The organism is Methylophilus sp. VKM B-3414, assembly GCF_032248435.1.
GTDB classification, from domain to species: domain Bacteria; phylum Pseudomonadota; class Gammaproteobacteria; order Burkholderiales; family Methylophilaceae; genus Methylophilus; species Methylophilus glucosoxydans.
Window position 1 is genome coordinate 1 of record NZ_JAVTLI010000003.1, and the last position, 13,429, is coordinate 13,429.

At 53.6% G+C, this 13,429-nt stretch carries 14 protein-coding genes; 3 read left to right on the forward strand and 11 right to left on the reverse strand.

The window, feature by feature from the left end; translation table 11 throughout:
• Window positions 1-129: 129 nt before the first annotated feature.
• Window positions 130-453 carry a cupin domain-containing protein gene (locus Q9292_RS02290; protein WP_194749532.1) on the reverse strand — a complete coding sequence of 108 codons (324 nt, stop codon included), beginning with the start codon at window positions 451-453 and terminating at the stop codon, window positions 130-132.
• A 109-nt stretch (window positions 454-562) separates the two neighbouring features.
• Between Q9292_RS02290 and Q9292_RS02295 the strand changes: the two genes are divergently transcribed.
• From Q9292_RS02295 to Q9292_RS02305, 3 genes are all read left to right on the forward strand, one after another.
• Window positions 563-1,519, forward strand: a complete 957-nt coding sequence (locus Q9292_RS02295) for an L-threonylcarbamoyladenylate synthase (RefSeq protein ID WP_313984282.1) — start codon at window positions 563-565, stop codon at window positions 1,517-1,519.
• A gap of 73 nt (window positions 1,520-1,592) precedes the next feature.
• Complete coding sequence (locus tag Q9292_RS02300; RefSeq protein WP_275357237.1) at window positions 1,593-1,955, forward strand: hypothetical protein; 363 nt, start codon at window positions 1,593-1,595, stop codon at window positions 1,953-1,955.
• Window positions 1,956-2,308: 353 nt separating this feature from the next.
• Window positions 2,309-3,412 (forward strand): porin, encoded by a 1,104-nt coding sequence (locus Q9292_RS02305; RefSeq protein ID WP_313984287.1) that lies wholly within the window; start codon window positions 2,309-2,311, stop codon window positions 3,410-3,412.
• 61 nt (window positions 3,413-3,473) lie between these two features.
• On the opposite strand, the gene Q9292_RS02310 is transcribed toward Q9292_RS02305, so the two are convergent.
• From Q9292_RS02310 to Q9292_RS02355, 10 genes are all read right to left on the reverse strand, one after another.
• Window positions 3,474-4,262: an ABC transporter ATP-binding protein gene (locus Q9292_RS02310; RefSeq protein ID WP_313984290.1), complete on the reverse strand. Its 789-nt coding sequence runs from the start codon at window positions 4,260-4,262 to the stop codon at window positions 3,474-3,476.
• 113 nt (window positions 4,263-4,375) lie between these two features.
• Complete coding sequence (locus Q9292_RS02315) at window positions 4,376-5,722, reverse strand: ABC transporter substrate-binding protein (RefSeq protein WP_313984293.1); 1,347 nt, start codon at window positions 5,720-5,722, stop codon at window positions 4,376-4,378.
• Window positions 5,723-5,839: 117 nt separating this feature from the next.
• Window positions 5,840-6,907 (reverse strand): branched-chain amino acid ABC transporter permease, encoded by a 1,068-nt coding sequence (locus Q9292_RS02320; protein ID WP_313984297.1) that lies wholly within the window; start codon window positions 6,905-6,907, stop codon window positions 5,840-5,842.
• A gap of 25 nt (window positions 6,908-6,932) precedes the next feature.
• Window positions 6,933-7,814: a branched-chain amino acid ABC transporter permease gene (locus tag Q9292_RS02325; protein WP_313984300.1), complete on the reverse strand. Its 882-nt coding sequence runs from the start codon at window positions 7,812-7,814 to the stop codon at window positions 6,933-6,935.
• A 22-nt stretch (window positions 7,815-7,836) separates the two neighbouring features.
• Window positions 7,837-8,625: an ABC transporter ATP-binding protein gene (locus Q9292_RS02330; protein WP_313984303.1), complete on the reverse strand. Its 789-nt coding sequence runs from the start codon at window positions 8,623-8,625 to the stop codon at window positions 7,837-7,839.
• Complete coding sequence (locus Q9292_RS02335) at window positions 8,622-9,776, reverse strand: AMP-binding protein (protein WP_313984306.1); 1,155 nt, start codon at window positions 9,774-9,776, stop codon at window positions 8,622-8,624. The genes Q9292_RS02330 and Q9292_RS02335 overlap by 4 nt, the downstream gene beginning before the upstream one ends.
• A 22-nt stretch (window positions 9,777-9,798) precedes the next feature.
• A complete protein-coding gene (gene sfnG, locus Q9292_RS02340) occupies window positions 9,799-10,893 on the reverse strand; it encodes a dimethylsulfone monooxygenase SfnG (RefSeq protein ID WP_275357250.1) in 1,095 nt (364 codons plus the stop codon).
• 57 nt (window positions 10,894-10,950) lie between these two features.
• Window positions 10,951-12,261, reverse strand: coding sequence for an ABC transporter substrate-binding protein (locus Q9292_RS02345; RefSeq protein ID WP_313984310.1), 1,311 nt, complete (start codon window positions 12,259-12,261; stop codon window positions 10,951-10,953).
• Window positions 12,262-12,292: 31 nt separating this feature from the next.
• Window positions 12,293-13,126, reverse strand: a complete 834-nt coding sequence (gene sfnG, locus Q9292_RS02350; protein ID WP_313984313.1) for a dimethylsulfone monooxygenase SfnG — start codon at window positions 13,124-13,126, stop codon at window positions 12,293-12,295.
• The gene (locus Q9292_RS02355) at window positions 13,044-13,418 is read right to left on the reverse strand and encodes an LLM class flavin-dependent oxidoreductase (protein WP_313984316.1); all 375 of its coding nucleotides are present in this window, start codon (window positions 13,416-13,418) and stop codon (window positions 13,044-13,046) included. Before Q9292_RS02355 ends, sfnG (Q9292_RS02350) begins: the two co-directional genes overlap by 83 nt.
• Window positions 13,419-13,429: the final 11 nt, after the last annotated feature.

Genomic DNA, 13,429 nt, shown 5'->3' on the forward strand with positions numbered 1-13,429 from the left:
CTGCGCTTTTTTATTTCTTCTCACACAACTAAACAACCGTTTCGTTGAAGAGAGCCGCGCATTTTACAGCGATAAGCGTTGCGGTCAACCCTTATTTGCCATTCTTACAATTTTGTTACAAATTGATGATTATTTCTTGAAAGCGGCCTTAATGCGCAACCAGGTTTGCGTCAAGACATTGCCATCCAGCTGATAATGCTTGTGCAAAGGTTGTTTGACTTCCCAACTCACCTTGAGGCCGGCAGGAAAGACCACAAAGTCTCCTTTACCAAAGCTGACCGGCGCACCACCCACAGGCGTCACTACACATTGACCTTCTAGTATATAAGCCTGCTCTTGTTCGTGAAAAATCCAATCAAAGGTTGATACTTCTTTTTTCCATGTAGGCCACTTGGACACACCCAAGTCCTTTAGTTGTGTTTCGGCAGGATTGTGCTGAACTTGAATTTGCATGTGTCGCTCCTTGAATCAAAGCGGGCATTTTATAGCAAGCCCGCTTTAGCCGTCAGGGTTTTACAGAGTAAAATACATTTTTTGATGATTTATATATATAGAGTGCGCAATGCGGATCAACCAGGCAGAGGCGATAGAACGATTGCAACGGGGCGAGGTGGTCGCCATCCCGACCGAGACCGTTTATGGCCTGGCGGCAGATGCACGCAATGACTTAGCTGTTGCCAACATCTACGCCACCAAACAGCGGCCAGCCAATAACCCATTGATCGTCCATATTGGACGCACAGAACAAGTGGTCGACTGGGCCAGCAGCTTTCCGCCACTGGCACAAAGGCTGGCCGCGGCCTTCTGGCCGGGTCCGCTGACATTGGTATTGCCTGCGCGCGTGGAGGTCTCAGCGGCGGTGAGGGCTGGCGAGCCAACGGTGGCTTTACGCGTGCCGGCACACCCCGTGGCGCTGGCGCTGCTCAACGAAAGTGGCCTGGGCCTGGCAGCCCCTTCAGCGAATAAGTATACGCAACTGAGCCCCACCACGGCAGACCATGTGGAAGCAGGACTGGGGGCAGACATTCCGGTACTGGATGGTGGCGCTTGCCAGATAGGCATAGAGTCGACCATTGTCAGCGTGCATGAAGATGGCTGGCGCTTGCTCAGACCTGGCATGATAGATGAGGCGGCGATTGCAGCCGTCGCAGGCACGCCGGCGTCTGTAGATGCATCGGCGCAGATTCCCAAGGCCCCCGGGCAGCATTTGCTGCATTATTCGCCACGAACACCCTGCCTGCTGTTTTCTTCCAGGCAAGCGATGACAGACTATGCACAGCATCACCCTCATGCTGTCGCCTTGTTGTTTGGCGCCGGGGCGGCAGTCACGGCCAAAGATACACATTTGCCAGCCACGCCTGGACAAGCCGCCGAGCAGCTCTATGCGGCGCTGCACATATTGGATGCCGCACATGCTGACGTGATCTTAATAGAATCGCCGCCTAACACCGCGGCCTGGGACGCCGTGCGAGACCGGCTGCAACGGGCAGCCTACCAACCCAAGCGCCAAAACGATTGAGTCTGCCAAGCATGGCTGGCACAATAGCGTGCATAGTCGATTCCCTTATCTTAAATAAAGCCCAGATTAAATCATGAAAAACATCTACTCCTTCATCCTATTGGTTGGCGCCAGCAGTCTATTGTTTGGCTGCAAAAGCGTTGAACTGCCGAGCGTGTTCGACAAAGGGACCAAGGAAGTTCCACGCTATGGCAAAGAAGCTTTGCATTACCAATGCGAAAATTATCAGTCGTTTGGCCTCAAACTCTCTGCCACTGGCGATGAAGCATGGGTCATGCTGCCTGACCATGAGGTGGGGCTGTTACGTGATGCCGACGATAAGCAACACTACCATTATGGCACCATGGATTTGCGCCTGAATGGCGACCAAACCACGCTGGATGACAGTGACCACTTGCACCTGAAAGGTTGCAAGACCGCCGATACGTCCAAATAAACACTGATTCTCATCTATCCATGGCCACTGTTTACGGTGGTCATGTCCCCTGTTTGCCGAGTCCATTGGGTATCGCACCCGCTTCTGCGCATGCCGCGCGTGTTTTGTCATCGTACGTCATTCCACCCAATCACATGCTGCGTTCGCCCTTTGCTGATTAAAAGACAGGCGAACAGCAGCTTGCGCCATCGCCAGCAAGCACGCCCAGCCAAATTAAATATAAGCCATTGATTTTTATCAAATAATTTTCTGGCACAGATTCTGCAAAAGCTCACTCTGGAAAGCAACCATTTCATCGTCATCCGGTTGCCTGATCTCCATTTATTGATAACTGATTATCACAGAGTGAACACATGAATATACAAACCATTAATCCTAAACTACGACAAATTTCTCTCTACACCAGCTTGGCCCTGCTGAGTACACAAGCTTTTGCAGAGGCCACGCTGCAACGCAACGAAAACCAATTTATCAATATCGGCATTGCCTCTCGCGTCAGCTTTAGCTCGGTGAAAGATGCCGCGCCGAATGGCAAAGACCGCTCGAATGACTTTGAGGTTGAAGAGGCACGTTTATATACCAACGGTAAGGTGCATGAGAACGTCTCCTTTGAGTTCAACTTCGCACGCAATTCAGCAGACAACAGAGTTGAGTTGCTGGATGGTCATCTGGGCTTGGAGTTTAACAACTACGCGCATGTTTGGGTGGGTCGCTTCTTACCGGCAGCGAGCCGCGCCTCCGCTGCTGCACCGATGTATTCCACCACGTTTGACTTCCCGATTGCCGAGTTAGGCTCTTACCAGTTTGCTGGTCGGGATAATGGTGCAGTCTTCTTCGGTACAGACAAGAGCGAGGCCTTCAAATACTACGTTTCAGCCACTAACGGTCGCCAGGGCGGCTCCAATCAAGCCGACAATCTATCTTATGCCACCCGTCTGCAATATAACTTCTGGGATACCGAGCCAGGCTTTTATAACCTGGCCAGCTATGATGGCAAGAAATCGATTTTGTCTGTGGGCGGCTCTTACCGTTATCAAAAAGATGGCGCAGGGACGATCCTGAATAAAGGCGATTCCAAATACTGGAACCTGGATGCACGCCTGGAAAAACCATTGAGTGATGGCGCCGTGCTGGGGGCAGAAGCCTCCTATTACAACTATGACAATGACAATACCGGCGATACAGTCTTGCCAGAAGCCAAAGGCTTTTTTGTCAATGGCAGCTATACCTTTGCCGAAAAAGTGGGCATAGGCAAATTCCAGCCTAAAATCATCTACCAGGAATTTAATAATGATACGACGGGCCTGGACCGCAAACGCGTGGATATCGGGGTGGGTTACCTGATTGACGGTGACAGCAACAAACGCATTGATGTGTTTTACTTCAGGGAAAACCGCAATACGCTACCGGATATTGACGGCATTAAAGCCATTTTCCATGTGGCACACTTTTTCTAAAAGTATCCTGCAATAAAAAACGGCCATGATGGCCGTTTTTTTTATTAGCCGCCATTTTAACTTAACGGCTACCCAGATAAGAATCACTCAATGCCTGGCTATTGGCAATGGTCTGTGCATCGCCCTCTTGCGTGATATGGCCACTTTCAAGTACATAAGCATGGTTGGCGTAACGCAAGGCCACCGTGGCGTTCTGCTCCGCCAGCAAAAAGCTCAAGCCTTGCGTTTGCTGTAACTGGTGCACGATTTCAAAAATCTCTTCCACAATTTGCGGCGCCAGCCCCATGGAAGGCTCGTCGAGCAGAATCAGTTTGGGATTCGCCATCAACGCACGGCCGATCGCCACCATTTGCTGCTCGCCCCCGGAGGTATACCCGGCATAGTTTTTACGCAATAACTTCAGGCGTGGGAAAAAGGCATAGACCTTTTCCAGGTCTTGCGCCAGCCCTTTGCTCGACGGTCTGCGAATAAAGGCCCCGGTCAGCAGGTTTTCCTCAACCGTTAAATGGCCAAAGCAATGCCGACCTTCAAGCACCTGAACCAGACTCTGTGCCACCAGTTGGCCCGGTGTGGCCTTGGTCACGTCTTTACCACCATAGACAATCCGGCCTTGTACAATCTCACCGCGTTGTGCCGGGGCCAGGCCAGAAATCGCTTTCAGGATGGTACTTTTGCCCGCGCCATTTGCGCCGAGCAAGGCCACAATAGACCGTGGTTTAACCTCTAAAGAAATATGCTTGATAGCAAAAATGACCTTTTCATAGATCACCTCAACATTGTCCAGCTGCAACAAGGGCTCAACCGCAGTCAGCGCTTGCACTGGGATCGTATTTAACTGTGCTTGTGTCATGTTTGACTCCTCAATTGACTGTCGTCGGCAAGGGACAGGCCTTGCCCACGGCAGCAAACTGCAACGGCACACCGCCCTGCGGTGTGCCGCGATTATCGTGATGCCATCAATATTTAGTTGACAGCAACAACCTCTTTACTGCAATCGCGTGGCGTGATGCCTTTTTCCTTGGCATACTCATGGGAAGATTTTTCAATAATCGGACGCAACAACTGACGGTCTGCCTGCACCCAGTCAGAAATCACTTTCCATTTGCTGCCATCCCACTGCTGGAAGCGCACGGCGCCGCCGCCCTCATGGTCAGCGCAACTCAGTTTGAGCGGCTGTACCAGACCCAGAGCGCCCAACTCTTTAAGGTGCGCATCATCCAGTTTGAGGTTCTCAAAGCCCCAGCGTACCTCTTCACCGGTCAATGGGCGTTTGCCAAATTTGGCTTGCGCCACACGCACGGCTTCCACGTTGAGGATGCCATTGACCACGCCCAAGTTGTAATACACATTGCCAAAGCGTTTAGCGTCTTGCAGATTGCCTTTACCGGCCTTGATCACATATTTGTCTATGCCCTGCAGCACCGGGAAGCTGGTACCTGAAGGGTGAGTGGTGATTGAGATAAAGCCTTTGGCTGCATTGCCCGCAGGCGCCGCATCATCTTCAGAGTTACTCCAGATATTGCCGATGATATGATCGGCCGGAAAACCGGTTTTTTGCGCAGTTTTCAACGCCACCGGGTTCATCACACCCCAGCCGCGCAAAATCACCCAGTCCGGCTTGATGCGACGTATCGTCAGCCATTGCGACTGTTGCTCGTTGCCCGGATGCGGCACTTCGAGCAAGGTCAGCTCAAAGCCGTATTTCTTTGCCAGCAGTTCCAGAATAGGACTGGTTTCCTTGCCGTAAGGCGAGCCGTGATACAAGGTGACAATTTTTTTGCCTTTGAGCTTGTCCAGTCCGCCAGATTGCTGGGCGATATAGTTCACAATCGCAGACACTTCGCTGTAAGGGTTCAACTGCAAGGGGAAGGCATAAGGGAACACGCTGCCATCGGTCGAATCGGTGCGGCCATGGTTAATCGTGATCAGCGGCAATTTGTCTGTGGTCGAGCGCTCTAGGGTCGCGTAGGCAATGCCCACGGACAGCGGATTGGTCGCTGCAGCAGGCGCGCCGTTCAGGCCTTTTTTCAGGCGCTCGTAGCACTCAACGCCTTTTTCCACGACGTATTCGGTTTCGCACTCACTCCAGGTCAGCTTGACGCCATTGACGCCACCCTCTTTGGCATTGATGTATTGCAAATAGTCGATAAACCCACCAAAAAAGCCGGAACCGCCTGCCGCATAAGGGCCAATCCGGTAACTCTGCAGCGGGAAATACTGCTCATTGGCGGCTTGCACTTGCGTAGACAAGCTGGCAACCCCCAAGCCCAATGCCAGCCACAGCCAGCGATGTTTACTTAAAAAGTTCACTTAAATACTCCTTATAAAAATATAGAAATCTCTCTTAATCGTTCTTGGTTATATAAAAGGCCGTGTGAGGCTGTTTAACACATGAAAGTCTCCTTCAATCAATTCGTCAGGAACGGCCTAGAAACGTAGCGGCCAAACCCGCAGCCGTTGCTTGAGGGTTTGCCAGACCTTGGCCAAGCCATTGGGCTCTTTGATCAGGAAAAAGATGATCAAAGAGCCAAAAATCATTTTCTGAAAATTCTCCAGCTGGCCAGGATCAATCGCTCCGGCCAACAGGCTGCTGGTCAGGTTGGAAAGCAGAATGGGGAACAGCACAATAAAAGCCGCGCCCAGAAAGTTGCCGAGGATACTACCCATGCCGCCGATGATAATAATGAACAGAATCTGGAAGGAGCGTGACAAATCAAAGCCATGTGGTTCAACGGTGCCCAGGTAAGTGAATGCCCACAGCGCACCCGCAATCCCCAGGTAAAACGAGCTGATGGCAAAGGCCAGTAATTTGGTTTTTGGCACCGAGATCCCGATCACAGCGGCAGCGGTATCCATGTCGCGTACCGCCATCCACTTGCGTCCGAGTTCGCCACTGACGATGGTTTTTGCCAGCCACCCCAGCGCCACGACGACCGTCAGGGTGAGCAGGTAACGCCCTGCCGGTGTACTCAAATCGGTCCCTAATATCTGCAAAGGTGGCGCCGTAATAACACCAGAAGAAGAGTTATTGGAAAACCAGGAGAATGTGGTGAACACCCATTGCACAAAAAACTGTGCCGCCAACGTCGCCACAATCAGGTAAAAGCCCTTGATGCGCAAACTCGGCAACCCGAACACCAGACCGACGCCGCCTGCCGTCAACCCACCCAAAATCAGGCTGGCAAGCAATGGCAAGCCCTCTAGCCGCAGGTGAAAGTTGTAGGTGGCAAACGCGCCTACCGCCATAAAGGCCGCAGAGCCCAAGGAGAGCTGGCCCGCATAGCCGGTGAGTAAATTCAAGCCCAACCCGGCCAGCGACAGCACCAGCACCGGGATGAGGATCGCGCTAAACCAGTAATCGTTGCCAATGGCGGGGACCACCAGAAAGGCGAATGCCAGTAAGGCCGCAAACGCCCAACGCTCCTGCTTGAGGCGGAAAAACCGTTTATCCAGCCTATACTCGGTAATAAATTGTCCTGTTTCTTGATACCACATGCTACGCCTGCCTGCTCTCTATTTTCTAAACACGTTCAATCGCTTTGTCGCCAAATAACCCATAGGGCCGGACCAGCAGAAACAACATCGCCAACACATAAGGGAACCAGTTTTCAATGCCACCGCCTATCAGCGGGCCGATGAAGACCTCGGCCAGTTTTTCACTGGCGCCGACGATCAAGCCGCCAACAATCGCACCTTCAATCGAGGTAAATCCGCCAATAATCAGCACCGGCAAGGCTTTGAGTACAATCAGTGACAACGAGAACTGCACGCCGACGCGTGCACCCCACAACATGCCGGCAACCAGTCCCACAAAGCCAGCCACCGCCCATACAATCAGCCACAAGCGTTGCAGATGGATGCCCACCGCCAAGGCCGCCAGTTGGTCATCTGCCACAGCGCGCAAGGCAATGCCAATGCGGGTTTTATTGAAGAGGACACCAAGCAGTGTGACCAGGCCGCCCGCAATCGCGGCAGCAAACAAATCGAACTGTGACAGCAAAATACCGAACACCTCATACGGCTCGTCGTTGATGCCAATCTCCAGCGCATGCACTTGTGCACCCCACACCGCTTGTGCCAGCCCCTCAACGATATAGCTCAGGCCCAGGGTCGCCATAAACAGGGTAATCGGCGACCGGTTCACCAGCGGCCGCAACACCAGCCATTCAATCAGCCAGGCCAACACCGCCATGGTCAGCAAGGTCAACACAAAGGCGCCCCAGAACGGCACGCCACGCTCGACCAGGCTGACAAAGGTCAATGCCGCGAACAGCACCATAGACCCCTGTGCAAAATTAAACACGCCAGACGCCTTGTAGATCAGCACAAAGCCGATGGCGACCAACGAATACATGACACCCGCCAGCAAGCCACCGGTCAGGACTTCGAAAAAGAAACTCATCTCAATTGATCCTTGTATTGCCTCAGTGTTTGGTGCCCAGGTAGGCGGCAATCACCTCGGGGTTGGCGCGCACTTCATCCGGCTTGCCATCGCCGATCTTCTTGCCATAATCCAGCACCACCACATGGTCTGACAGCGTCATCACCACGCCGATATCATGCTCAATCAGCACAATCGTGGTGCCAAACTCGCGGTTGGTTTCACGGATAAACCGGCTCATCTCCGCCTTTTCATCGGCGTTCATGCCAGCCATCGGTTCATCCAGCAACAGCAGTTGAGGCTCGGCAGCCAGCGCACGGGCAAGCTCGACGCGCTTTTGCAAGCCATAGGGCAAACTGCCCACAATGCTATTACGCCAGGGTTGCAGTTTGAGAAAAGCAATCACACGCTCGGCTTTTTGCCGTTGTGACAACGCATCCGCAGGCGCGCGGCCCACATTAAATACCTGCTCCAGCCAACTGCTTTTCACCTTGAGGTTGGTGCCGGTAAGCACGTTGTCGAGCACCGACATACCTTTAAACAGGGCAATATTCTGAAATGTGCGTGCCACACCGCGTCTGGCGGCCCATTGCGGATGCATGGCGCGACGCGCTACATCTTGGTAGCGGATACTGCCTTCATCGGGTTTATAAACGCCATTAATCACATTCAGTAATGAGCTTTTGCCCGCGCCATTGGGGCCGATCAAGGCACAAATTTCGCCCTCATTGACAGCAAAACTGATATTGGTGATGGCTTTCACGCCCTTAAAAGACAATGAAATACCCTCTAAGGCCAGTAATTGTTTAGGTGCAGCGTGGATGGAACTCATATCGCAGCCTTCCATGTCGCTAATCCCAAATAGCTATGCAAGTCATTGGACTGATGCGGAATGACTTGCAACTGGCTGGTTTGCCAGGCAGTGGCTTCCGGCCAGGCCCGCACGTGGATCTCAATATCAGCAAAAAACTGTGTCGCCTCGGCTGACAAGGGTTCGCCTACCAGCAATGGCACACGGGTACGCCGCAGACCCAGCACATCCTGCAAGGGTAAGATGACCAGCCAGCGCGCAAAGGCAGCGATCAGCGGCAGCCGGGTTTTGGCTGTACGCAAGGCCCAGGCCACAACCCGATGCTGCCAGCTGCCGGGCAAGGGCCAGCGGGATTGGGTGAGGGTATACAGGCGCTGGTAAGTCGTCGCCGTGCCTGCCACCAGCGTAGGGCCCAGCTCACGCCTGTCGGTGTCGCGTGTCGCCAGGTTTTCTGGAAAATTGAGGGTAAAGCCCGCCAATAGCCACGGCGAAAGCAGATATTTAGCATGGCCGCTGGCAGCAAATGCGCGGGCGGCCAAGGCCTCTTCATGCGCAGTCAACGCCTCCTGAGTGACCAGTTGGCGGCCATTCCTGAGTAGTTCGGCATGGCTCACCTCACTGTATTCCAGCGCATAGTCGGTACTCAAACGGTAAAAGCGGAAGGCAATTTCCTCAGCCGTTACCGCAGGCGCAATGGCTTGAATTTCTGGCGTCGCCACCATCTGTGCATAGCTAACGAGCGCAGGATGCTGATACCCGGCCAAGCCGCGCGCATCGGCATAAATCACCACGGCGCTATCCGGTTTGGCAGCCAATACTTGATCCACCTGTGCCTGTGCCTCGGCAAACACAAATTGCGGCCGCAAGGTATGCAATAAATCCAGTAACTGCGACTGCGCAAAGGCCGGATCCAGTGGCGCCGCCACGCCGCCCAGCCAATGGGAAGCCAGCGACAACAACAACGCCTCGGGCCGCGGCTCACTCAACAAAAATAAAGTGTCACCCTGGCGAAAGCCGTGTTGCTGCAAATACTGCGCTGCCTTTTTTACGTCCTCTTGCACCGCAAGCCAAGAGGCCTGCTGCCAGAAGCCCAGTTGTTTATGCCTGATTGCGACACGATGCGGCCGCTCCACGGCTTGCACGGTCAGCAAGTGGGGTAAAGTCTCTGCCATTGCCTGTTTCCCGCCGTTTCAGTTAAGCCGCTTTGGCCAAGGTTTTAGCTTCCAGCTCACGCACCAGTGGCAGTACTTTTTCACCAAAATAAGCGACCTCTTCCTGAAAGTGCAAAAAGCCCGCCAACACTAAATCTACGCCCACCGCCTTCAAAGCCACAATGCGCTCGGCAATTTGCTGTGGTGTACCAATCAGATTGGTTTTAAATCCATCGTTATATTGCACCAGGTCTTCAAAGCTCGATTTCGCCCAGTTACCTTCACGCTCCGGGCTGGCAGCGCCGGCATTTTTCACTTCATGGCCAAAGGCATTTACCGCCTCAGGGTTGGCTTTATCAATGATTTCCTTCAATACGGCTTTGGCTTCTTCTTCGGTATCGCGGGCAATCACAAAGGCATTGACCCCGATCTTGACCTGATGCTTATTGGCCGCCGCCTTGGCGCGAATATCGTCCACCTGTGCCTTGATCCCTTCCACGGTGTTACCGTTGGTGAAGTACCAATCTGAGACCGCGGCCGCATTATCACGTGCAGCACGTGAACTACCACCCTGGAAAATTTCAGGATGTGGCTGCTGCAGTGGTTTAGGCTTGAGTGAGTAGTTACTAAAGCGGTAAAAATCGCCGCGGTAGGTAAAGTTATCCTGGGTCCAGATGCCCTTGAGCGCTTCAATAAACTCGCGTGAACGGCGGTAGCGTTCGTCGTGATCCAGCCAATGCTCGCCAATCGCCGTAAACTCACCACGGAACCAGCCGGAGACGATATTCACCGCAATCCGTCCCTGGGTGAGAATATCAATGGTCGCCAATTGTTTGGCAGCCAGCACCGGATTCCAGGGGCCAGGCAAAATCGCGGCAATCACTTTGAGTTTGGTGGTCGCCGCCAGCAAGGCATGTGAAAAAGATACTGACTCATGCTGAAACTCGGCCCCATACCCCGCTGTAAAACGGATTTGGCTCAAGGCATATTCAAATCCGGCTTTTTCGGCAATTTGTGCCAGCTTGCGGTTGTAATCGATATCCCAACTGGTGCGCTGCTCAATGTTACTGACCACCAGGCCACCACTGACGTTAGGCACCCAATAGGCAAATTTAATCGCTGCTTGATGTGTAGACATTTATTTTCCTTTCCTTTTGGAGGCTGAGCCTCCCACGTTTTCAGAATGTGTGAATCATTAAAGCTCTTTGCTGCAATCCCGGATCGGGACTTTTCGCTCTTGGGCATACTGGGCCGCAGATTTCTCAATCAATGGCCGCAACAGCTGTCTGTCGGCCTGTATCCAGTCGCTGATAACTTGCCATCGCTTACCATCCCACTGCTGGAACTTCACTGCACCGCCACCCTCGTGATCGCTGCAACTGAGCTTGATCGGTTGCAGCAGGCCGTTCGCTCCCAGAGCTTCCAGGCGGCTTTTATCAAGATCAATGTGCTCAAAGCCCCAACGCACCTCATCCCCAGACAGGGGGCGGTGACCAAATTTGGCCTGTGCCACCCGCACCGCTTCCACGTGCAAAATGCCATCAAGCACGCCCATGTTGTAGTAAATGCTGCCGACGCGTTGCGGCTCGATCTTGCCCTTGCCTGCGGCATACACATACTTCTGGATGTCCTGCAGCACAGGGAACGCGGTGCCTGACGGATGGGTGGTGGCCGAGATATAGCCCTTGGCCGCAGAACCGGCCGGTTGCGCATCCTCTTCGGAGTTACTCCAGACATTGCCTATGATGTGATCGACTGGAAAACCGGTTTTTTGGGCGGTTTTGATCGCCACAGGGTTCATCACTCCCCAGCCACGCAAAATCACGTAATCGGGTTTGATCCGCCGAATGTTCAGCCACTGCGACTGTTGGTCATTGCCCGGATGCGGCACCTCAATCTGCGTATTTTCAAAGCCATATTTTTTGGCCAGCAACGCAAAAATCGGGATGGTTTCTTTGCCATAGGGCGAGCCATGGTAAAGCGTGACGATTTTTTTACCCTTGAGCTGATCCAGCCCACCCGATTTGCTGCCGATGTAATTAATGATTGCCGACGCTTCGCTCCAGGGATTCAAAATCACCGGAAACACGAACGGAAACACGCGGCCATCAGTGGAGTCTGTGCGGCCATGATTGGGCGTAATCACCGGGATCTTGTCCGTGGTGGCGCGCTCAATCACGCCATAAGCAATGCCCACACTAAACGGGTTAAAGGTCGTGGCTTGTTTTTTGGTCCGCTCGTAGCACTCGACACCGCGTTCAACCACATATTCGGTCTCGCACTCGGTCCATGCCAGCTTGACGCCATTGACGCCGCCATCTCGCAGGTTGATCAACTGCAAATAATCTTCCAGCCCGCTGGCCTGACCAGAACCGCCGGCGGCATAAGGCCCAATGCGGTAGCCGGCAATACTGAACTGCTGCTCTGCAGGGGCTGCCTGTAATGCGGCTGCACTCAATGCGGTCAGCAGAGCGACAGAAAGTTGATAGATACTTCGGTTAAACACGCTTCTTCTCCCTATGCGTTTGATGCTGCCCTCAGGCAGCTACGCTGTCTTTAATCTTCTGTTGCGACGCAGACTGTGTCTCGAGCACTTGCTTCTCAAGAGCACGCACCTGCGGAATGATCTGTTCACCAAACGCGGCCAGTTCCCAGTCGTAGTTGAGTACGCCCACCAGCACCAGGTCGATGCCAATCTCGCGCAATTGCACAATGCGCTCGGCAATCTGTTCGCGGGTACCGATGAGCCCGGTTTTAAAGCCGTCATTGGGTTGCACCAAATCCTGCTTGCGCGAATTTGACCACATGCCCAGTTGGTCCTGCGTCGCCAAACCCGCTTGCTTCACGGCTTGAGCAAAGCCTTCCAGCGCTTCTGGGTCGGCCAGGCTGACAATCTCCTCCTGCACGGCTTTCGCCTCGGCCTCGGTCTCCCGCGCAATCACAAAGGCATTCACGGCAAACTTGAGCTTGCGACCATGTTTCGCCGCTTCAGCCGACACCTCGTCAATTTGTGCTTTCAACACTTCAGGTGAACCGCCATTCATGAAATACCAGTCCGACACACGGGCCGCCATCTGCCTGGCCGCGGTCGAATTCCCACCCTGGAAAATGGGTGGATGTGGCCGCTGAATCGGCGTTGGCTGGTAAGCCAATTGATTGATGCGGTAAAAATCGCCTTTAAAGGTCAACGGTTCGCCCGACCACAAGCCCTTGAGCACGCGGATAAACTCTTCAGAGCGGCGATAGCGCTCGTCATGATCCAGCCAGGGCTCGCCCAAAGCGGTAAACTCATCCTTGAACCAGCCACTGACCACATTCACCGCCCAGCGGCCACCGGAAAGGTGGTCGGCGGTAATGCCCAGCTTGGCCAACAGCGCAGGGGGGCCAGACGCCGGGCAATACCGCGGCAATCACCTTGAGCTTCTGCGTCGCCTGCAACAGGGCCGAGGTCAGAATGACAGACTCATGTTGCCCATCCGCCTTGTAGCCGCCCAAAAAGCGGGTAGCGGTCAGCGCATAGTCAAAGCCAACGCGCTCGGCGATTTGCGCAAGCTGAATGTTGTACTCGGTGCTCCAGCCAGTTTGCTGGGCAATTTCGCTCACGACCTGGCCGCCACTCAGGTTGGAAACCCAGTAAGCAAATTGAATCGTTGATTGGCTCATCAGGCGCTCCC

What these genes read in the sequence shown, in the direction of transcription:
- Q9292_RS02310 (WP_313984290.1), bottom strand. Translation starts at nt 4,262, where the DNA reads ATGACACAAGCACAGTTAAATACGATCCCAGTGCAAGCGCTGACTGCG.
- Q9292_RS02305 (WP_313984287.1), top strand. Translation starts at nt 2,309, where the DNA reads ATGAATATACAAACCATTAATCCTAAACTACGACAAATTTCTCTCTAC.
- Q9292_RS02325 (WP_313984300.1), bottom strand. Translation starts at nt 7,814, where the DNA reads ATGAGTTTCTTTTTCGAAGTCCTGACCGGTGGCTTGCTGGCGGGTGTC.
- sfnG (WP_275357250.1), bottom strand. Translation starts at nt 10,893, where the DNA reads ATGTCTACACATCAAGCAGCGATTAAATTTGCCTATTGGGTGCCTAAC.
- Q9292_RS02320 (WP_313984297.1), bottom strand. Translation starts at nt 6,907, where the DNA reads ATGTGGTATCAAGAAACAGGACAATTTATTACCGAGTATAGGCTGGAT.
- Q9292_RS02355 (WP_313984316.1), bottom strand. Translation starts at nt 13,418, where the DNA reads ATGAGCCAATCAACGATTCAATTTGCTTACTGGGTTTCCAACCTGAGT.
- Q9292_RS02295 (WP_313984282.1), top strand. Translation starts at nt 563, where the DNA reads ATGCGGATCAACCAGGCAGAGGCGATAGAACGATTGCAACGGGGCGAG.
- Q9292_RS02300 (WP_275357237.1), top strand. Translation starts at nt 1,593, where the DNA reads ATGAAAAACATCTACTCCTTCATCCTATTGGTTGGCGCCAGCAGTCTA.
- Q9292_RS02290 (WP_194749532.1), bottom strand. Translation starts at nt 453, where the DNA reads ATGCAAATTCAAGTTCAGCACAATCCTGCCGAAACACAACTAAAGGAC.
- Q9292_RS02335 (WP_313984306.1), bottom strand. Translation starts at nt 9,776, where the DNA reads ATGGCAGAGACTTTACCCCACTTGCTGACCGTGCAAGCCGTGGAGCGG.
- Q9292_RS02330 (WP_313984303.1), bottom strand. Translation starts at nt 8,625, where the DNA reads ATGAGTTCCATCCACGCTGCACCTAAACAATTACTGGCCTTAGAGGGT.